Raw genomic sequence first — 21381 nt, forward strand, 5'->3', positions numbered from 1 at the left:
CTTGCCAACAGAATGCGAAACGGTATACGCTATAACGAATGAGTGATTAAAGAAAGGAATGCAAACATGAAGAAAGTCATCGTAGTCGGATCGGGTATTCTGGGAGCATCAACAGCCTATCAATTAGCCAAACATGGCGCAGAGGTAATCATCATAGACCGAAAAGATATAGGACAGGCAACGGATGCAGCTGCTGGTATCATCTGTCCATGGCTGTCACAGCGACGTAATCAGGACTGGTATCAGCTCGCCAAGGCTGGTGCGCGGTTCTATCCTGGCATCATAGCGGAGCTTGAGGGTGAAGGAGAAACGGAAACCGGATATGCTCAAGTGGGTGCGCTCAGTATTCATACGGATGTGGACAAAATAAACAAGATGGAAGAGCGGGCCCATCTTCGCAAAGCAGATGCACCGGAGATTGGCGACATTACACCTCTGGATGTAAAAGAAACCCATGAACGTTTTCCATTGCTGGATGAACGTTATCAGTCGGTACATATCAGCGGTGCTGCACGTATAGATGGAAGGGCGCTGCGCGATGCCTTAATCCGGTCTGCACAGCGAAATGGAGCGGAAGTGATTCATGGAGACGCCACGCTTCAATTCGAAGCAAATCGGGTCGTTGGTGTGAGTGTTAATGATCAGAGTTTCCTGGCAGATGAAGTCGTTGTCTGTGCAGGTGCATGGGCCAACGAACTGCTGAAGCCGCTCGGGATACACTTTAAAGTGCATTATCAAAAGGCACAAATTATGCATCTACATGTCACGGATGGGGAGGATACAGGCCGCTGGCCTGTGATCATGCCACCTTCTGACCAATATCTGCTGGCCTTTGATCAACAGAAGATTGTGATTGGTGCCACTCATGAAAATGATGTGGAGGGTTATGATACAAAAGTAACTGCAGGGGGCATGCAGGAAGTTTTGAATAAAGGTCTGGAACTGGCGCCGGGGCTAGCCAATAGCACATTCCAGGAAGTAAGAGTTGGGTTCCGTCCGTTCACACCTGGCTTTCTGCCAGTAATGGGGGCTGTCCCAGGCTGGCAAGGTCTAATTACCGCGAATGGACTTGGAGCCTCTGGATTGACCATGGGTCCTTTTATCGGGAGTCAACTGGCGAAACTAGCTCTCGGCATGGAACTGGATATCGATATTGAGCCCTACACTGTTGGCAAAGCAATGGATGAAATTGAAAGAGGTGACTCATGACATATTCACAACGTTTATCCGATGGAGCGAACTCGTCCGACATCATATATCTGGAGCATCAGATCGGTACGACGAAAGAAGAACTGCGAATAGCTTTGGAGAAACAAGAAACGTACAAACGCGAATTGTCGGAATTGAAGTCATCACCAATTGGTAAAGCATCGAAAGAGGGTTCGGACGATCAAGTCTTAATGGAGAAGGCAAGCCAAACGAAGAACTTGATTGAAACCCTGTCTGCACAACTGGAGCAACTACAGGAAACATTGGCGAAACTAGGCGATTGATCGGTTCGTATAGCTTATCTCTCTGAGACATCGACAGAAATAATATACGATACGTATAAAACGAAAACCCCTTATGTTAAGGGGTTTTTCTGATTTAGTTCAAATGGTTTATATCAATAAATGAACGTATGGTATAAAATGGATTCAGGTGCTGAACTGTCAATTCAGGTACCCATGCAACCAATCACGAAACTATGCTGAGAGGTGGATTCCAAATGTATAAAGAAGTGATACGTGTTGAGGACATCACGGGGTTTCAGTCCAGATCTGAAGAGTTTTTCCCACTTCACTGGTTTCGAAAAATGCTGTCCGAGCATCCAGTGTACTATCACGAAGATACAGACACCTGGAATGTGTTCAGATACGATGATGTGAAGCAGGTCCTCAGTAACCATGAGTATTTTTCGGCCGAAGGAACCCGGACGACCATTGCCGTTGGAGCAAAGAACAATGAAGGCACACCTCCGGACAAATTAAACATATCAAGTATCGATCCTCCCCGTCATCAAAAAAGTCGTTCGTTGTTATCGGCTGCTTTTACACCGCGTAGTCTGAAGAACTGGGAGCCACGAATTCGCAACATTGCAGAGCAACTGGTAGCCGATATTGAGCCAAATACGACCATTGATATTGTTCAAGCGTTGGCTGCTCCGCTGCCTTCGATGGTTATGGCTGATCTGCTCGGCATCCCTCTCACAGACAGCCATCGCTTCAAGAACTGGGTAGATATTCTGTTTCAACCTACCAATCCGAAGACTGCTGAAGAGAGTGAACTGAAAAAGCAAACTGCAGCGCAAGAGTATTATCAATTCCTGTATCCTATTGTGGTTCATAAACGGTCCCATCCTGGTCAGGATATCATTACGGATTTGTTGAACGTTGATGTGGAGGGGGAGAAGTTCACGGAGGATGAGGTTGTTCGCACGACCATGCTTCTGCTCGGAGCTGGTATTGAGACAACAAGCCATATGGTTTCAAATACGTTCTATTCCTTCCTGTACGATGACCCGAGTCTGTATGGCCAACTAAGACAGAATCCCGAGTTGGTTCCGCTCGCAGTGGAAGAAATGCTTCGTTATCGGTTCCACAATGCCAAGCGACATCGGACAGTGAAGCAGGATAACCAACTGCTCGGAGTGGATTTGAAAAAAGGAGACGTTGTCATCTCCTGGATGAGTGCAGCCAATATGGACGAGCAGATGTTTGAAGACCCGTTTGAGCTAAACATTCATCGTCGGAATAACAAAAAACATCTTACCTTTGGTAATGGCCCACACTTTTGTCTGGGTGCCCCGCTGGCAAGAATGGAACTCAGCATTGCCTTGACTGCATTTGTGGAGAAGATTGCTCGGATTGAACCGGCGGAGTCCTTTGATCTGGAGAATAATCTGGCCACTTCAGCTCCGGGACAGTCGTTGACCCATCTGCCAGTGAAGATCGTTGCGGAGTGAGAAGAAATCATACGGGATACAACCTAAAAAGCGGCAGATCAGACGTAAACGTCTTGATCTGCCGCTTTGTTATGCAAGCAATTATGAGGCTGGACACCTTAATTTGAATTCATGGAAACTTTTTGTCTTACCACCTGTTTGATTTCTTCCTCTTTGGCTTGTTTGGTACGTTTGATAAAGAAGGAAAGGACCAATCCCACAACAGCGATACCGATGATAACAACATAAGCATCATTGATACCCTGGATCATGGATTCTGTAGCAAGCTGTTTTTGACTGAGACCATTGGCTGCTCCAGTCGCCATCATATCCTGTACGTGTGCCGTTGTACGGGAGGTCATGACACTCACGAGCAATGAAGTACCTACAGCGCCAGCCACTTGTCTGACGGTGTTGGAGATAGCTGTACCGTGTGCACCAAGTCTTGGTGGCAGTTGGTTAAGCCCCGCAGTCTGAATCGGCATCATGAGCAAAGCCATACCAATTCGGCGTCCGGTTGACATTAATACCAGGTAACCATAACTGGTTGAGTCCGTTAAGTCGATGAAACCAATTGTGGTCACGATGGTGATCACCATTCCGATAACAGCGAGCCATTTCGCTCCAAATCGGTCAAACAATTTTCCAGCTACAGGCATCAAGAAGCCCATAACAAGTGCACCTGGCAGAAGCAATAATCCGGACTCCAGTGCAGTGTAACCACGTGCGTTCTGGAGATACAAGGGAAGCAACATCATGTCAGCATACATGATCATTGTAATCGCGATACTAATGACCGTGGTCAGGGAGAACATGTTGTACTTGAAAGCCCGCAGATCAAGCAGCGGAGTTTCAGAAACGAGCTGACGCCATGTAAACAGGGCAAGAGAAACAATTCCAGCCGCAATGCAGATAAGAACTTCTGCACTTGACCATCCCAGACTTCCTGCTCTGCTGAAACCATAGAGCAATGCGCCAAATCCGATCGTGGACAGAACCACACTGATTGTGTCGAACTTAGTGTTGACCCGTTCGGATACATTCTTCAGGTATACAAACGCAAAGGCAATGACAATAAGAGTTAATGGAATCATGCCGTAGAACATCGTTTGCCAAGAGTAGTTCTCGAGGATATAACCGGCAAGGGTAGGCCCGATTGCAGGGGCGAAAATGATCGCAAAACCAACCATACCCATCGCTGATCCTCGTTTTTCAGGAGCAAACAAGGTCAAAATAACGTGCATCAAGAGTGGCATGATAATGCCGGCACCCGCTGCTTGAATCATACGTCCTGTCAGCAATGTGCCAAAGTTATTTGCAAGAGCAGATACGATGGTACCAATCAGGAAAATAAACATGGAAGCTTGGAATAATTGCTTGGTTGAAAAGCGTTGCATGAAGTAGGCCGTAATGGGGATAAGCACCCCGTTCACCAGCATGTAACCTGTCGTTAACCATTGTGCTGTTGCGGCGGAGATGTTAAAATCACCCATCAGTTCCGGTGTAGCGACACTCATGATCGTTTGATTCAACGTTGCAAGGAAGGCTCCCAAAATCATGATAAACAGGATGGGGCCTTTCTTTACGGATAATTCTTCTTGTACTCTAGCCTGACTCAATCCTTTTCATCCTTTCAATCCACACGTGACTAAATTTACAACGTGTTGTATAGTTTACATTGTATTTATTGAATTATATACATATTCGGACAGATTACAATTTACGTTATGACGTGTTTTCGTCGTTTATTTTACAAAAAAAATGAATTTGTTGTGTAAATCAAAAATAAACGACTGATTGTTTAAAATTGTAATGTTTAAAATTTGATAGGAGGGATACACGTGAAAGACGAGAAGAAATCAGCCGTGGACCCAAGAATAGTGCGAACACGTCAGTTAATTCGAGGTGCATTTGTTGAATTACTGCAGGAAATGGATATTGAGAAGTTGTCAGTGAACAAAATTGCCGAAAGAGCGACGATCAATCGGGTAACCTTCTACCTGCACTATCGTGATATTACGGATATGATGGAGAAGATGGCCGACGAGATGATTGAGAATATTGAACGGATCGTGGATGAATATGCTCCTCATTTTGAGAAACAAAGAACGGAAGAGGCTTGGCCTGTTCTGGTCAAGTTACTGGAGCATTTTGCAGAGAACGCCTCGTTCTATCAGGTGGTACTTGCTACAAAGCGCACACCGATTTTTACTGAACGACTGCTCAAATTGTTAAGTACGCTGGTCAAAGCCAAAATTGATCGAGTAGAAATGGAAGATGAACTCGAAGAATCCGGCATTCACAAAGAAATCGCAATATGGTACGGTTCTTCGGCTCTGATTGGAACCATTGTCGCCTGGCTGCGCAACGATATGCCCTATTCACCTCATTTCCTGGCTAAACAATTCTCGTTGATTCGCTCGTACTCTTATAATGACCTGATATAATCATGCTACAATTGCACCTAACGTTAATAGAGGAGGGATAATGTGATGAAATATAGTGCAGAACGTATCTATGTGAGATTTTGGAATGTGGATGATGCCTCATTGCTTCTGGATCTACAGGTTCGCAATCGTGCGGAAATCGAGAACATATCAGCAAGTGATCGGGAGGAGTCTTTCTACAGCTTGGAAGGGCAAAGGTCACTCATTGAGAGTTGGAACAAGAAGAAAGAAGAAGGAAATCGCTATTCTTTTGGTATTTTTCTACATACAACGGATGAACTCGTCGGTGAAATTTCTTTGTTCGAGATCATACTGGATTCAACCCCAAAATGGATCGTTGGTTATGTGACGGATACTCTGCATCAAGGAAAAGGATATATGAGCGAAGCCCTGCAATGCGTACTGGAATTTGCCAAACATGAAACTGAAATTACTCGAATCGAAGCTGGCGCTGTACCTGATAATACAGGCTCCATTCGTGTCCTTCAAAAAGCAGGATTCAAGGAGAATGGGTCACAGCCTGTGCCAATCCAGGGAATGTTGAAAGAACATATAATGTTTACTGTGGACTTACTATAGGCACGATGTTTTACTATTTACTATACAAGTTGAACTATATATTTAAACGTAACTGAGAGGACAGAAAAAAACTATGGCTACTATACTCGTTGCAGACGACGATGCGAACATTCGCGAACTTGTTTGTTTATTTCTAAAAAACGATGGATTCACAACGGTGGAAGCTGCCGACGGTAAGGAAGCTCTCACCGTGTACAGCGAAACTCCAGTGGATCTGGTTGTGCTTGATATTATGATGCCTGTCATGGACGGCTGGGCACTGTGTAAGGAACTCCGAAGAGCCAATCCCGACCTCCCGTTACTCATGCTGACGGCGAGAGGAGAGACTTGGGAGAAGGTGAAAGGATTCGAACTGGGTACGGATGATTATTTGACGAAACCGTTTGATCCATTAGAACTGACCGCTCGTGTCCGAGCATTGCTGAAACGATACAAAATTGGGTCCACACACACAATCCAGTTTGGCAACGTCATCTTGGACCGTCAGACGTATAAGGTGATGAGAGGCACGGAGTCGCTTACGTTACCACTTAAGGAGTTCGAATTGCTGTATAAGCTTGCTGGAACACCAGGACAAGTCTATACACGTGAGCAATTAATCGATCAGATATGGGGTATTGATTACGCCGGAGATGATCGAACGATAGATGTACATATTAAGCGCCTGCGCGAACGATTCGCAACTACACCTGATTTTCGAATTGAAACGGTGCGTGGGCTAGGATACAGACTTGAGGTCCACGAATGATCCGATCCATATATATTCGTGTGGTCCTGACCTTTCTGGGGTCTGTCATCGCTGGTACGGTCATTTCATTTTTTGTGTCTACCTGGATATTTGAGGACAAATTGAACCAAAACGCTCAAATTAACTTGCGTAATTTTGGCCAAGACGTTGTGCAGATCTATAAGACCCTCCCAGTACGTGAAGCGGACTTGTACGTAAGTGGAATGAAGCAGCTCAATTCCTATCATATCCGAATTTACGAAGCTTCCGGTCAGTTCGAGTCTTACGGAAAACTTAACGGACATAAGTCTGCTGCTGTGACGAGTGAGCAACTAAAGAAAGTATTAGCTGGGGGCGTTGTTCAAGATACGAGGGATGGGATCGCTACGGTGATTTTAGGGTTGCCGTTGAAAACGGAGATGGGAACGAAAGCGATGTTTTTGGAAACACTCTCACCGCCATCAGCCACTTTTGTGGTCAAATGGGGCTTAATCTTTGCAACCTGCTCGTTGATGACAGGAAGTTTGTTAATTCTGGTTGCTTCTGTATATCTGGTGAGACCAATCAAGAAATTAACCAAAGCAACCAAACGGATTGCAGCTGGAGATTTCAACGTCAAGTTGAACATCAAGCAAACGACTGAGATTGGTACGTTGGCCCGCAGTTTTGAAGAAATGATGCATGATCTGAAGCAGTTGGAGCAGATGCGCAGGGAATTCGTTACAAATGTTTCGCATGAGGTTCAGTCTCCGCTCACCTCGATATCCGGTTACGCTTCGGCACTGAAGCAAGTAAACCTCTCAGAACAAGAACGGAACCGTTATCTGGATATTATCATCTCTGAAGCGAAACGAATGTCCAAAATGAGCGATAGCCTGCTCAAGCTGAGTTTGCTTGAATCGCAGTCACAGCAACTACGGCTCACCACGTTAAGCCTTGATGAACAGATCCGGCGGGTCATCGTGGCACTTCAGCCGCAATGGTCTGCGCGCAACATTCATTTCGAGCTTGATTTGGAGAACGTGAAGGTAACGGCTGATCACGATCAGTTAAATCAGGTATGGACAAACATCATCGGAAATAGCATCAAGTTTTCCAAGGATGGCGGTATGATTAAAGTGAGTCTCGAAGAGGATTTCAAAAATGTGACTGTTCGAATATCCGACACGGGCATTGGAATTCCCCTGGAAGACCAGAAGCGTATATTCGACCGCTTTTTCAAGGCAGATCGTTCCCACAGTCGTAAATATGACGGGAGTGGTATGGGACTTGCTATCGTTAAACAGATCGTGTCCCTTCATCAGGGTGACATTCGAGTGGAAAGCGAACCTGGTCAAGGCACGACCTTTATGATCACGTTGCCCATCCATCCACCAACGGATAGTTAGGCTCACAGGATAGGTGAATGAATAGAATATCCATCGGAGTATCTAAACCGAATGATCATGTCATGTGTAACATGCAAGCTTCCTTGTATGTTACGCATGGCATTTTTTTTGCTTGTTCATATTCCGTTCATATTATGGTCATAGGGAGTACATCTTTGTTAGTTAGGCTTGCATTATCGGCCTGTTAGGCCAATAAACACAGATAGGATAGGAGCAGATGAATGTGAATCAACAAGCAGACAGAGAAGTCCAGAGTAAAAGCAAAACCAAGAAAGTGTTAGGCATTTTGTTTAAAGTACTATGCGCAATCATTATAACAATCTTACTTTTTGTGGCTATCGTATATACCGTCAACAAAATCAGCAGTTATTCAGAGCAAAAAAGAATGGAGCCGTACGGACAACATGTATCCGTGGATGGGAAAAATATGAATGTGTTCATTCAAGGCGAAGGCGAGGAAACGATTGTACTTTTGCCGGGTTTTGGAACAGCGTCACCTGCACTTGATTTTAAGCCGCTCATTTCTGAATTATCTCCCGATTATAAAGTCGTCGTGGTTGAACCTTTTGGTTATGGATTGAGTGATCAGACCGAAAAGGAACGCAGTACAGCGAATATCGTCAGTGAAATTCATGAAGCGTTACAGAGTCTACATATTGATCGTTATATCTTGATGGGTCATTCCATCTCGGGGATCTATAGTCTGGATTATGTGAACAAATATGCAGATGAAATAAGTGCATATGTTGGGTTGGATACCAGTGTTCCAGCGATTAGTGAACAGAAAGTTGAAGCATCAGAAATCGTACCGATTCAATGGTACCGTAACTTGGGTTTCCCACGTTTGCAATTGAAAATGAGTGATGATCCATATGCTGGGCTACCGTATGATGAACAAACCAAAGAACAATTGAACATTTTGATACAAAAGAACATGTTTAATCCAACTCAATTGAACGAGATTGTAAGCATGTACTCCAATTTTAAAGCAGCTGAACAGTTAACGTTCCCAGTCGATCTCCCGGTTCTTTTCTTTGTTCAAAAGAATCATCCTGCAGTGGACAATTGGGTTCCCGAGCACGAGAAGTTAATAGAGGACTCTACACGTGGTGAACTGGTGCTGCTGGAAGCAAATCATTATTTATACCGTTCCCATGCCAAAGAAATCGCTGAAAAATTCAGGGGGTTTATGGGAGGAATTCAATAACTCCACTATCCATTAGAATAAGCGCCTGTTTCGTAACGTCATAACATTTCTTTACTTGTTCATATTCAGTTCATATTGACGTCACGGGCAGTACATTTTCATTGGATAAGATTTCATTAGCAGCAAAGAAGAATACCCAACTAACAGTTCAGGACAGGAGAAGATGAGCGTGACACAACCAGAGGAAAAGAAAACAAAGAATAGATCCAGGGCCAAAAAAGTGAGAAACATGATACTTAAAATAGTAGGAGCCATCTTAATCGCCATTATTCTATTTCTGGGTATTGTTTACATCACCAATGTGATCAGTAGTAATTCAGAAGCGAAGAAGATAGAGTCCTACGGTCAGCATGTATCTGTAGACGGTAAAAATATGAATGTGCTCATTCAAGGTGAAGGCAAGGAAACCATTGTGCTTCTTCCGGGATATGGAACAGCAGCACCAGCGCTTGATTTTAAGCTACTCATTGACGAACTATCACCATATTACAAAGTTGTGGCGGTTGAGCCATTCGGTTATGGATTAAGTGATGCTACTGAAAAAGAACGAACCACAGAGAATATCGTAAGTGAAGTTCATGAAGCTCTGCAGCAACTCGATATTCATCAGTACATGCTCATGGGCCACTCCATTGCAGGCATTTATGGCATTGATTATGTGAACAAATATCCGGATGAGGTCACGGCATTTGTCGGAATTGATAGCAGTGTTTCAACACAACCGGGTATGGATGCCAAATTACCTACCAAAATGTTCGCATTTCTTAAAAAATCAGGTCTCCAAAGATTAGTGGTCAAATTTGGTGAAGACCCTTATACGGGACTCCCATTTGATCAACATACCGTGGAGCAGATGAAAATGCTGTCGAGTAAAAACTCAAATAGTTCCACGATGTTAAATGAGATGGACCATATTTCTTCCAATTTTAAAGATGCTCAAGGTTTAACTTTCCCTAAAGACCTTCCACTTCTTCTCTTTGTACAAGCCAATAATGAAGGTGTTGAAGGATGGATTCCGCTGCATGAAGGGCAGATCAAAGATTCAGTACATGGGAAAGTAATCACAATGGATGGCGAACATTATTTGCACCATACGTTATTCAAAGAAATAGCTGAAGATGTTAGAACATTCATGAACGAAGCGAAGTAAAAATTCTGTAAAAGTACACACTCGTGACTTAACAGAGGTGCATTACCGAATATGAAAAACCGTCTTGCTGGGTGATTTTTCCATAATAAATCCAATTTGGCCGTTGCCGTGATGAGAGAGAGGAATTCAATTGAGATTATTTGAGATACTGTTAGTTCTATCCTGTTTCGCGTTACTCATAGACCTACTATTTATTAAAAGAAGTGCAAAGAAAATAGGCTTGGGTTTGGGTATAGGAAGTAGCGTTATATTATTAGTTCAATTGTTTGTTGAGGGATACAGATGGCAGTTGCTTTTGGTATATATCATGACGGCTCTATTCATAATTATTGTTTTACTCAGACATTCCGAAAAGATGATGAATCTTAAAATAGGGAAGTTCTTGAAATATAGTTTATCTTCCCTGATTGTCATTCTGCTGGTTGGTTCTACTGCCTTGTCTGTATACTTACCTGTCTTTAATTTGCCGAAGCCGGATGGTCCTGAGAAAGTGGGTACTCAAACATTTCATTTAACAGATCAGAACAGAGACGAAATCTTCACTGAAGATCAAAGCGATAAGAGAGAACTAATGGTTCAATTTTGGTACCCAACTGAAAACAGCAATAATAACAAGCGTGACACGCTGTTTCCAAACAATAAAGAAATGTTCAAAAAGTATATTCAGAGCTTCTCTACTTCTTTAAAACTGCCCGAATTTGTGCTCGACTACTTGAAGTATAGTCAAACCAACTCTTATGAAAATGTAGAAATATTACCTTCCACAAGTCCTTATCCCGTGGTACTGCTATCTCATGGTATGGGAACCAGTAGAGTTCTACAAGCATCACAGGCCGAGAATCTGGCCAGTCATGGGTTTATCGTGGTCACCATCGATCATACGTATAGCACCTTTGCTACCCTTTTTCCAGATGGCCGTGTAACGGATTATAAAAAAAGTACAACTACACTAGATGAACGTACAAAAACAGGGAATATATGGACGAAAGACGTGGAGTTTGTAATCGATCAAATCGAAAAGCTGAATTCAGGTGCAATCGAAAGTCAATTTAAAGGGAAGATCGATTTAAATAACATAGGCGCGATGGGTCATTCTTTTGGGGGTGCAACCGCGTTTAATGCAACGTATTTAGATCAGAGAATCAAGGCTGGGGTTAATATGGATGGCTCATTGAATGAAGTAGAAAATAGAGATGATATAAACAAACCGTTTATGTTCATCCGATCGGGAAATTTTGAAGACTGGTTAGCCAATTTTGAAGTGGATAGAAATTCGGATGATGAAGTAACTAAATTTCTTTCAGATGAGCTGCACATTATGAAAAATGTTATCAATCATGGGGGAAATGTGATTTATGTAGAAGGAACCCAGCACTTCAATTTCACGGACCTTCAATTCTATTCGGAGCTGGTTAAACTGTCTGGGATCACAGGAGACATCAATGGTAAAAGAGGATCAAATATTATAAATCAATATGTACTCGATTTCTTTAACAAGCAGCTGAAAGAAACGGGTGGAAATCTGATTCAGGGACCAAACGACTTGTATCCGGAGGTGAAATTTGTAGACCCAGAAGAACTCTAATTACCAAAACACTTAAAATTCAGGAGATGATGTGAATGGGACGACAAAAGGGAAAACGAACTTCAATCACCGCCTTAACTCTGGTGTTAACGATGTTGGCTCCAATGTCAGTCATGGCCGCACCAACTGCCGGTAACAGCAGCGACCTGAAGTATGAACCAACAGAGAAAATAGTAGCGGATAAAGCCAAGTTACTCACCGAGAAACATGGAATCACAAGTCTGCAATATGCCCTTATCGATGGTGGCGAGATTGTGGTGTCCGGTCAGACGGGTAAAAACGATAAAAACAACAAGGTGCCTCTTACGTCGGATACGATCTATGGAATAGGATCAACGAGTAAAATGTTCCTCACAGCTTCTGTTATGAAGTTAGTTGACGAAGGCAAGGTGGATTTGGATCTGCCTGTTGTGAACTATATACCTGATTTTCAGATGAAAGATCATCGCTACAAACAAATCACACCACGCATGCTGTTGAATCATTCTTCCGGTCTGTTGGGTAGCACGGGCAGCAATGCCACATTGTACGGGGATAATGATACGTACTCACATGATACGTTTCTGGACCAATTGGCGAGTCAAAACCTGAAGGCAGATCCCGGCGCGTTCTCGGTGTATAGTAACGATGGGTTTACGTTATCCGAGATTATGGTTGAACGTGTTAGCGGCATGAGTTTTACAGCTTTTATACACCGATATTTTACGGAACCTTTGGACATGAAACATACCAAAACACCACAGGATGTGGTTGACACGGCAGCAATGGCGGGAATCTATTCTCCTATGTATGAGGGTCAGCTTCCACAAGAGAATTATAATGTTATCGCTACTGGCGGCATATATTCCACGGCTGAAGATCTTGCGAAGTTTTCACAAATCTTCACGGGAGAGGTCCAAGGCATTCTTACTGATAAGTCTGTAGAAGCCATGGTGCAAGAAGAATACAAAAGAGGCATGTGGCCAGAGGATGGCGATACGTCTATATCTTACGGTTTAGGGTGGGATAGTGTAAATCTTTACCCATTCAGTGAATACGGTATCAAGGCAGTAACAAAAGGTGGAGATACCATATCGTATCACTCATCATTAGTCGTACTGCCGGAATATAATCTGGCTGCAGCCGTTACCTCATCAGGTGGGACAAGTGCCAAAGATCAGTTCATTGCGAGTGAATTATTACTCAGCGTACTTGAGGAAAAGGGCATTATTACAGAACGGAAGCCGGAAAAATCATTTGGTGTGCCTGTGAAGGCAGATATACCTAAAGAAATAGCCACGAATGCAGGTATATATGGCGGCAATAATTCAGTTAAGAAGATCGAAATGAATACTGCTGGACAAATGACTGTATCCACACCCGCAGCTCCAAGTGATCCGGATCAAAAATACACCTATACAGCAGATGGTACATTTGTTAACGATGAAGGCACGGAAAAGTTGAAATTTGTTAAGGAGAAGAATGGAAGGACTTATCTGTGGTATCGATCTTATATATCCTTACCAGGACTTGGACAATTGGCATTCTCCGAATATAAAATGGAGAAGCTGGAAGCCAATGAATTATCCCAGGATATTACGGCCTCATGGGAGCAGCGTGAAGGTAAAAAATATTACCTGCTGAATGACAAATATACATCAACGGTTTATCTCAATTCGGCACCAATTCTCCCTATTCATTTGGACAAAGAGACCCCAGGGTATGTAGCCAATAATAAGATTATTGGAGCAAACGAAGCAGTCACGGAGCTGCAAATCACTGGCCTGGCTGGACGTGATACAAAGGAGATTTATTTTGCTAAAAAGAACGGAGTAGAGTACATTACAGCCGTTGGTAGCATATACGCCAGTGAGGAAATGGTACAACCACTCTATTCGGGTAAACAATCTCTAGCAACGATTCAAGCAGACGGATATGCCAGATGGTTTTCGATACCAGCAACGGTGAAAGGAAAAGTCATGACGGTTAAAATGCCTGCAACTGGCGCCTTTGCCGTATATGATCAAAAGGGTATTTGTATTAATCACACCGTAGTCAGCGGTAAGAATGAGGTTGTTTTACCTGAAAACGGCCGCATTGTATTTGCAGGTGACGTTGATTCCACATTTGAAATTTCATTGAAAAAGTAACAATCGATTTGGTGCAGTGAAAGATGATGATTTTCGGAGGAGTAAAAATAGTGAAAAACAAAAGAAGTCGCGAAATCGCGGCTTTTTTCTGTTCAAGAGATGACGAACATACAAGCGCAGTTACTTTAATGGAAAATTTAGGTTGACACTTCTATTTGTCGCGTATACAATCGTATACATGAAATGTTGTATACATATGTATACATGTTATGGAGGTGGCACAAATGAGAGATCGTCCTATCGAAGAGATGGATGGAAGTGTACGTCAAGGTGAGCGTCCGAGACGTGATATGAGTGACAATGAGCAACGTGGTGAACGTTCCAGACGTGGCAGAGGGCATGGTGAACATGAGGGAAAACGGGGCCGAGGTGCGCAGACATTCCGTCGCGGCCGAATTCTTGTATTTCTGGAACAAATGCAGAATCGGAGAACAACGCTTGTCCGACAACTTGGACAGGAGGAGTACGAACATATTCGCCCAATGATCAGTGGGGAGTTAAAAGCCATTGATCAGGTCATCGACGAGTATATCCATCTGTTCGAGCTGCAAAATGAAGATGTAAACCCCAATAAGGATCTGGAGAGTGAGAGTGAATAAGTATGATTCGTCGCTTTTTTTCGTATTATCGTCCCTATAAAAAACTGTTTTTGATTGATTTTGGTTGCGCTGTACTCGCAGGTCTTCTGGAGTTGGCTTTCCCCCTTGCCGTCAGCAAATTCATTAATGAATTGTTGCCAGGTCAGGATTGGCCTCTCATTATGCTTGCCTGTGTTGTGTTGTTATCCATCTATGCACTTAATACCGTATTGAACTATGTAGTTACATACTGGGGACATATGCTTGGCATTAACATTGAGACCAACATGCGTGAGAAGATGTTCGCTCACTTGCAGAAGCTGTCCTTCCGTTTCTTCGATAATCGTAAAACAGGCCACTTAATTGGTCATCTTACGAATGATCTGAATGACATTGGCGAGGTTGCTCACCATGGACCTGAAGATGTATTCATCGCAGTAATGACATTAATCGGATCGTTCTGGCTGATGGCTAACATTAATCTGGAGCTTGCGTTGCTTACCTTTATCATTATCCCAATTATGGCTTGGGTCATTATCGTATTTGGTGGCCGGATGACAAAGACGTATCGGCGACTTTTCGGAGACGTCGGCAATTTCAATGCACGCATTGAAGATAACGTCGGTGGCATGCGTGTTGTGCAATCGTTCGCCAACGAAGAACATGAGAAAGAACTTTTTGCGGTGGACAATCAGAATTTCCGTAAAACCAAACTGCTTGCCTACAAAACCATGGCGAAAAGTATCTCGGTGAGTTATATGATGATGCGACTGGTTACGGTGTTTGTCATGATCAGCGGGGCTTGGTTTTATATTGACGGCAGAATTAATATGGGTGATTTTATGGCCTTCCTGCTGCTGTCGAATATCTTCTTCCGCCCGATTGAGAAAATCAATGCCGTCATAGAAAGTTATCCAAAGGGCATCGCTGGTTTCAAGCGTTATCTGGAGATCATTGATACAGAACCTGAAATTGCGGATAGCAAAAACGCCGTTGAATTCGAAAGTGTAAAAGGTGATATTCGCTTCGAGAACGTCTCGTTCGGATATGAATCCAGTCGGCGTATTCTGAATGATATCAGTCTGTCCGTTCGACCAGGCGAAACGGTTGCTTTTGTTGGACCTTCGGGTGCAGGCAAGACGACGATCTGCAGCCTGTTGCCCCGATTCTATGAGGTAGAAGAGGGACGTATCACCGTAGATGGCGTCGACATTCGTAACGTTAAGCTTCAATCCTTGCGCAAGCATATCGGAATCGTTCAACAGGATGTATTTTTGTTCTCGGGTACCATTAAGGAGAATATTGCTTATGGTGATCTCAGCGCAACGGATGAACAAATCTGGGATGCCGCCCGTCGTGCCTCATTGGAGGAACTGATCCTCACGTTGCCTGATGGCATGGATACCATTATTGGTGAACGTGGTGTTAAACTCTCGGGAGGACAAAAACAGCGTTTGTCCATCGCACGTATGTTTTTGAAAAACCCGCCCATTCTTATTCTGGATGAGGCAACCTCTGCGCTGGATACGGAAACGGAAGCACTGATCCAGCAATCACTTGCTGAATTGTCGGTGGGCAGAACAACACTTGTGATTGCACACAGACTGACAACTATCAAGAATGCAGATCGAATTATCGTAGTAAACACAGATGGCATCGCTGAACAGGGTAACCACGAGGAATTGGTCGCCGCTGGAGGGATCTACAGCCGTCTTCATCAGGTGCAATATAGTCACTCTTAATCCATATAAATTGAACAAAAAAATAATTACACTCGTCACTCCGATGACAGAACAACCTTGCCGCGCATCTGCGCGGCTTTTTGCATGGTGTCAAAAAAAGAGGTTATACAATGTTAAGGAAAAGATAATGTTGACAACGTCCACTAACGTGATTATTATAATGTTGACAATGTCCACTAAAAAGGAGGGTTTGACATCGACTCTCAGTACATAAATCCAGATATACTGGCTGACATGCGACGTTTTAACCGTTTTTATACCAACATACTTGGTGTACTCGACAAGCATATTCTCGGAACAGGGTATTCCTTTGCTGAAGTACGGGTCATTATTGAGATTGGGATTCGGGGAGAGAGCATTGCGAACAATCTGGTAGATACTCTGACCATTGATCGCAGTTACATGAGCCGAATTGTGAACAAGCTGTCCAAGGAAGGACTGCTGGTGAAAGTGGAGTCTGCTGCCGACAGCCGGGTCAGTCTGATTCGTCTGACAGCCAAGGGTGAGGAACTGTATGCCCAATTGAATGATCGATCCGATCAACAGATCCTGAAGCTGATGCAAGAATTGAATGAAGAAGAGATTCAAGAGGTATACACCTCCATGATGAACATACAAGAGAAGTTGAACAAGAAGGCAGGAGAGACAACACGATGATACGATTTGAATGTGATTATAACGAAGGTGCGCATGAACGAATTTTACAAAGACTGATGGAAACCAATATGGAACAGACGAGCGGGTATGGCACGGATGAGCATTGCGAACGGGCAAGAATGCTTATTCGTCAGGCCTGTGAGAATGAGCAAGCTGATGTTCATTTCCTGGTTGGTGGTACACAGACGAATACAACGGTGATTGCGTCTATTTTGCGTCCATATCAAGGTGTGATTGCTGCGACCTCGGGACACATTGCGGTTCATGAAACTGGAGCTATTGAAGCTACGGGACATAAGGTACTCACGGTTCCAAGCGAGGACGGAAAGATCACACCTGAGCAGGTTAGAGCAGTCTATGATGCGCACATGAATGAGTCGTCACCGGAACATTGTGTGCAGCCAGGCATGGTCTACATATCTCAGCCAACCGAGAACGGAACGATGTACAGCAAGGCAGAATTGCAAGCATTGCATACAGTGAGCAGAGCATGTGGTCTTCCGTTTTTCGTGGATGGAGCACGTCTTGGATATGCACTCGCTTCACGTGATTGCGATATGACACTTGCTGACCTTGCGCGCTTGTGTGATGTGTTTTACATCGGGGGAACCAAGATTGGCGCATTGATGGGAGAGGCGGTTGTTATCCTGAATGATGCGCTGAAACCGGATTTTCGTTATATGATCAAACAAAAAGGTGGCCTGCTTGCCAAAGGCAGATTGCTGGGTATCCAATTCGAAACGTTGTTCGAAGATGGTCTGTACCTCGATATTTCCCGTCATGCGGTAGATACGGCCTTGAGAATTCACGACTCACTTGAACAGCACGGGGTACGTTTCCTGTACGACTCACCAACCAACCAGCAGTTTCCGATTCTGCCTGATCGTTTGCTTGAGAAATTACGCAGCGGTTATACCTTCTCCTTCTGGGAAAAGGTTGACGCTACACACAGTGCGGTGCGATTCTGTACCAGCTGGGCAACTCGTCAGGAGAATGTGGATGCATTGACTCGTGACATTGCTCAATTATTGCACGAAGAGATCCACGTGCCAGAACGGGTCGAAGCATTGGTCTGATCTTGTTCAAAAATGAAGGAGAACAGCCCGATTTCCTTCTCATAAACACGAGTATTTTGAATAAATCCAAAAGCAATTACGCAGAATTCTGATACTGAAAAAAGGACAACTCATTGTGGTTGTCCTTTTTTGGTTTGCCTTTTGTGTGATAGTTGTGAGATAGAGAGGTGCATACTCGGTTACTCACTCAAGGCCATGTCATATTTCTCTTTCAACCGTCGGATATCGGCTCTGGGCGGCGCACCGAACATGCGTGCATATTCGCGGCTAAATTGAGAAGCACTCTCGTAACCAACCCGGAACGCTACATCTGCCGCATCGGCAGATTCGGCCATCAGAAGTCGCCGGGCTTCCTGTAATCTTAATTGTTTCTGGAATTGTAATGGGCTCATAGCTGTGATCTCTTTGAAGTGACGATGGAATGAAGAGACGCTCATGCTGGCGGTCTCAGCCAGATCTTCAATGCGAAATGGCTGTTCCCAATGATGAACAATGTACTCAATCGCTTCTCTGATCCGATAAGTGCTGCTTCCCTCAACCGCAATCTGCGCCAGTTCTCCTCCGTAAGGTCCTTGAAGGAGACGGAACAGGATTTCTTTAACGTACAACGGAGCCAGAAACGGAATCTCTCCCGGCGTATCCAGCAATCGAACAAGTCGGAGTACAGCGTCCTGAATGGACGATTCCATCTGACCTACAAACATGGCTCGTCTGGCGTTTTCGTTGAATGTTACCTTGATATTACATTCGTTAAGTACTTCGAGAATTTGGTTCGGTGTGAATTCGAGCTTGAGACTTAAGTAGGGTGCATCAGTGGATGCCTTGATAATCTGCCCGATGACCGGGAGATTCATGGAAGCAATCAGGTAATTGGAAGGTCCATATTCATAACGCTCCTGTGCGAGCAATACTTCTTTCAACCCTTGAACAATTACACAAAATGAAGGTTTATATACTCTGTATGCCGGTTCACTAATCTTGGAATGGTGATAGACAAACAGGGAAGGGATCGCCGTTTCCATTGCACCGTTATGATTGGAATGGCGTTCGATCAGGTCACTCAATTCCTGTTTTTGTTGAAATAATTCTTCGGTCATACGTATCCTCCTCACGGATTTAACCTACTTAGATTATAAAGCTTACCGTATAGAACCAAAAGGGGGCCTGAGAGGATCAGGCAATCAATTAAGACGATTGATATACCGCTTGCAGTCCATGACTCGGCATACTAAGAGTATGTTAACAGAGCCAAGCGATTAAAGTTTATTCGAAAAGTTGGTGAGTAAGGTGATGAAGTGGTTATCAAAACATGTGAGGCAAATTTTGATTGACAGGCTCGAATCACAGATCAAGTTCGAAGAAAATTCCGTACATCGAGAGATATACTTCACATGCTGGTTAGAGCTAGTTACCGAAGAGGTCGAGACAACATCAGTATACAGAACAAATTCAAGGAGAGTGTGAAATTCTTAATATTAAAGTCGCCATTCGGCGGCTTTTTTATAGTGATCTGATGAGTGAATTGACAGTTCTCTTATATTAAAGTTATTATAGATACATTAGATCCTTAATTGAAAAGGAGAATATAATCTATGAGTAACGGACATTCATCCGGTCAATCGAACGAATCATGGAGTGGTCATTCCACTCCTTTTGCTACGTTACAGGAAACACCTATCTTATCCTTGCTCCAGCCATCCCAAGGTGAACGTATTCTTGATGTGGGTTGTGGCAATGGGGATCTGACAGCCAAAATTGCAGCCGCAGGAGCGCTGCCAACAGGAATAGATTTTTCAGAAGAGACGATTAGGCAAGCTAAACAGAATTACCCTGATATGAATATTCAAGTAGCAAATGCTTGTCATTATCTGACAGAAGAACCGTTTGATGCGGTCTTCTCTCATGCCGTTCTGCATTGGATAAAGGATGCTCCAGCTGTAGTGCAATCAATACAGTTAGCGCTCAAGACGGGCGGGCGATTCGTGGCTGAGTTTGCTGCAAATGGCAACACGGCTATATTAATTACAGCGGTACGAGAAGAACTGAATGCCCGTGGATACAAATGGGAAGGACGGAATCCGTGGTATCACCCGACCATTGGCGAATATGCTAATCTACTGGAGCAACACGGATTTCGAGTTAGTCTGGCTCAGCACGTGGATCAATTTACCCCGTTCAAGCCAGGTGCCAGAAAGTGGTTGACCAGCTTCGCGGAGTATTTATTCAGTGGTATCACACCTGCGGAACAGGATGTTATTATGGAAGCTGTTGAGAAAAAAGTACAGTCACAACTGATGCGGGATGGACAGTGGTATCTGGACAGAAGCCAACTGCGAGTTGTAGCTATTAAAGAATAGGGGAAATATGGGATGAAAATGGACAAACCCAAGATTCAGGAGCAGTTGCTCGAACCGGAAACGATTGCATTCCTGGAATCCAAAGTGGAGTACAAACACAAACTGATCGAGAACATTACATTGGATCAACAGGAAGCTAGTAAGGTTTCCTTTGAAAATGTTGTATTTAGACATGTGACAATCTCGGAGTCTACCTTGGAACAATTTGAATTCACCGATGTCCGGTTCGAACACTGCGACTTCTCCAATGTCAATCTCTCTGGTGCCTTCATGCACCGGATCGAATGGCATAACTGCAAGTTTGTCGGAACTGATTTTTCTAATAGTCGATTGCAAAATGTCAGTTTCCTTCATGGTCTAGGCGACTACAGCAATTTCCGTTTTGCCCATCTGAAACAGGTCTCCTTCTCGGAATGTACCTTGATTGGTGCGGACTTTGCCTTTCTGGCACTGCAAAAAATGGAGTTCAGTCAATGTAACATCGACCAAGCATCCTTAACGGGGACCAAAATGAAGGATTTGGATCTTAGCGATTGTGAATTTGACTCCTTGGTGTTGACCATGGAAGATCTCAACGGTTGTGTGATTTCACCACATCAAGCCGCCACATTTGTAGGATTAATGGGTTTGATAATCAAATAAAGGGCATGATCACATTTACGGGGTTGCCAAGATAGTGGAAGTGTGTATAATTGGAGTCACATTAGAATAAAAACAGGTTTTCTAGGGTTCCGCGATGTATATGTCGGTCTGGTCCGAGAGAAAACCCGCAACCTGTTGGTTGTGCCACGGAGGGATAAAAGCCTGGGAGATGAACTGCTACATGCAGTTTGTTT

At 43.9% G+C, this 21381-nt stretch carries 19 protein-coding genes and 1 riboswitch; of the genes, 17 read left to right on the forward strand and 2 right to left on the reverse strand.

Features of this window, described 5'->3' with window-relative positions; all coding sequences use genetic code 11:
• Window positions 1–66 precede the first annotated feature (66 nt).
• The 3 genes from MKY44_RS12520 to MKY44_RS12530 all read left to right on the forward strand — a co-directional run bounded on the left by MKY44_RS12520 (window position 67) and on the right by MKY44_RS12530 (window position 2944).
• Window positions 67–1209, forward strand: a complete 1143-nt coding sequence (locus tag MKY44_RS12520; protein WP_341007305.1) for an NAD(P)/FAD-dependent oxidoreductase — start codon at window positions 67–69, stop codon at window positions 1207–1209.
• On the forward strand, window positions 1206–1493 hold the full coding sequence (locus MKY44_RS12525) for a hypothetical protein (protein ID WP_341007306.1): 288 nt from the start codon (window positions 1206–1208) through the stop codon (window positions 1491–1493). Before MKY44_RS12520 ends, MKY44_RS12525 begins: the two co-directional genes overlap by 4 nt.
• A 215-nt stretch (window positions 1494–1708) precedes the next feature.
• A complete protein-coding gene (locus MKY44_RS12530; RefSeq protein WP_341007307.1) occupies window positions 1709–2944 on the forward strand; it encodes a cytochrome P450 in 1236 nt (411 codons plus the stop codon).
• 98 nt (window positions 2945–3042) lie between these two features.
• Here the strand turns inward: MKY44_RS12530 and MKY44_RS12535 are convergent, their stop codons facing one another.
• Complete coding sequence (locus MKY44_RS12535) at window positions 3043–4482, reverse strand: DHA2 family efflux MFS transporter permease subunit (RefSeq protein WP_091017698.1); 1440 nt, start codon at window positions 4480–4482, stop codon at window positions 3043–3045.
• 282 nt (window positions 4483–4764) lie between these two features.
• Between MKY44_RS12535 and MKY44_RS12540 the strand changes: the two genes are divergently transcribed.
• From MKY44_RS12540 to MKY44_RS12595, 12 genes are all read left to right on the forward strand, one after another.
• Window positions 4765–5370 (forward strand): TetR/AcrR family transcriptional regulator, encoded by a 606-nt coding sequence (locus MKY44_RS12540; RefSeq protein ID WP_339301292.1) that lies wholly within the window; start codon window positions 4765–4767, stop codon window positions 5368–5370.
• A 45-nt stretch (window positions 5371–5415) separates the two neighbouring features.
• Window positions 5416–5949, forward strand: a complete 534-nt coding sequence (locus MKY44_RS12545; protein ID WP_341007308.1) for a GNAT family N-acetyltransferase — start codon at window positions 5416–5418, stop codon at window positions 5947–5949.
• 73 nt (window positions 5950–6022) lie between these two features.
• The gene (locus tag MKY44_RS12550; RefSeq protein WP_341007309.1) at window positions 6023–6697 is read left to right on the forward strand and encodes a response regulator transcription factor; all 675 of its coding nucleotides are present in this window, start codon (window positions 6023–6025) and stop codon (window positions 6695–6697) included.
• Entirely contained in the window at window positions 6694–8064 is a 1371-nt protein-coding gene (locus MKY44_RS12555; protein ID WP_341007310.1) for a sensor histidine kinase, read from the forward strand. Before MKY44_RS12550 ends, MKY44_RS12555 begins: the two co-directional genes overlap by 4 nt.
• Before the next feature lie 217 nt (window positions 8065–8281).
• Window positions 8282–9271, forward strand: coding sequence for an alpha/beta hydrolase (locus tag MKY44_RS12560; RefSeq protein WP_341007311.1), 990 nt, complete (start codon window positions 8282–8284; stop codon window positions 9269–9271).
• A 169-nt stretch (window positions 9272–9440) separates the two neighbouring features.
• Complete coding sequence (locus tag MKY44_RS12565) at window positions 9441–10421, forward strand: alpha/beta fold hydrolase (protein ID WP_341007312.1); 981 nt, start codon at window positions 9441–9443, stop codon at window positions 10419–10421.
• 130 nt (window positions 10422–10551) lie between these two features.
• Window positions 10552–12006, forward strand: a complete 1455-nt coding sequence (locus MKY44_RS12570; protein ID WP_341007313.1) for an alpha/beta hydrolase family protein — start codon at window positions 10552–10554, stop codon at window positions 12004–12006.
• Window positions 12007–12041: 35 nt separating this feature from the next.
• Entirely contained in the window at window positions 12042–14135 is a 2094-nt protein-coding gene (locus MKY44_RS12575) for a serine hydrolase domain-containing protein (protein ID WP_341007314.1), read from the forward strand.
• 224 nt (window positions 14136–14359) lie between these two features.
• Window positions 14360–14734: a hypothetical protein gene (locus MKY44_RS12580; protein ID WP_341007315.1), complete on the forward strand. Its 375-nt coding sequence runs from the start codon at window positions 14360–14362 to the stop codon at window positions 14732–14734.
• Between the two features lie 2 nt (window positions 14735–14736).
• Window positions 14737–16455: an ABC transporter ATP-binding protein gene (locus MKY44_RS12585; RefSeq protein WP_341007316.1), complete on the forward strand. Its 1719-nt coding sequence runs from the start codon at window positions 14737–14739 to the stop codon at window positions 16453–16455.
• A gap of 234 nt (window positions 16456–16689) precedes the next feature.
• Window positions 16690–17112 carry a MarR family winged helix-turn-helix transcriptional regulator gene (locus tag MKY44_RS12590; RefSeq protein WP_341007317.1) on the forward strand — a complete coding sequence of 141 codons (423 nt, stop codon included), beginning with the start codon at window positions 16690–16692 and terminating at the stop codon, window positions 17110–17112.
• Window positions 17109–18188 (forward strand): threonine aldolase family protein, encoded by a 1080-nt coding sequence (locus tag MKY44_RS12595; protein WP_341007318.1) that lies wholly within the window; start codon window positions 17109–17111, stop codon window positions 18186–18188. The genes MKY44_RS12590 and MKY44_RS12595 overlap by 4 nt, the downstream gene beginning before the upstream one ends.
• 179 nt (window positions 18189–18367) lie before the next feature.
• On the opposite strand, the gene MKY44_RS12600 is transcribed toward MKY44_RS12595, so the two are convergent.
• Window positions 18368–19285 (reverse strand): AraC family transcriptional regulator, encoded by a 918-nt coding sequence (locus MKY44_RS12600; protein ID WP_341007319.1) that lies wholly within the window; start codon window positions 19283–19285, stop codon window positions 18368–18370.
• Between the two features lie 495 nt (window positions 19286–19780).
• Between MKY44_RS12600 and MKY44_RS12605 the strand changes: the two genes are divergently transcribed.
• Window positions 19781–20545, forward strand: coding sequence for a class I SAM-dependent methyltransferase (locus MKY44_RS12605; protein ID WP_341007320.1), 765 nt, complete (start codon window positions 19781–19783; stop codon window positions 20543–20545).
• Window positions 20546–20557: 12 nt separating this feature from the next.
• Window positions 20558–21187, forward strand: coding sequence for a pentapeptide repeat-containing protein (locus MKY44_RS12610; RefSeq protein ID WP_341007321.1), 630 nt, complete (start codon window positions 20558–20560; stop codon window positions 21185–21187).
• A gap of 70 nt (window positions 21188–21257) precedes the next feature.
• Window positions 21258–21358: riboswitch (guanidine-I (ykkC/yxkD leader) on the forward strand.
• The last annotated feature ends 23 nt before the right edge of the window (window positions 21359–21381 follow it).

The organism is Paenibacillus sp. FSL R7-0026 (assembly GCF_038004485.1).
In the GTDB taxonomy this organism is placed as follows: Bacteria; Bacillota; Bacilli; order Paenibacillales; family Paenibacillaceae; genus Paenibacillus; species Paenibacillus xylanexedens_A.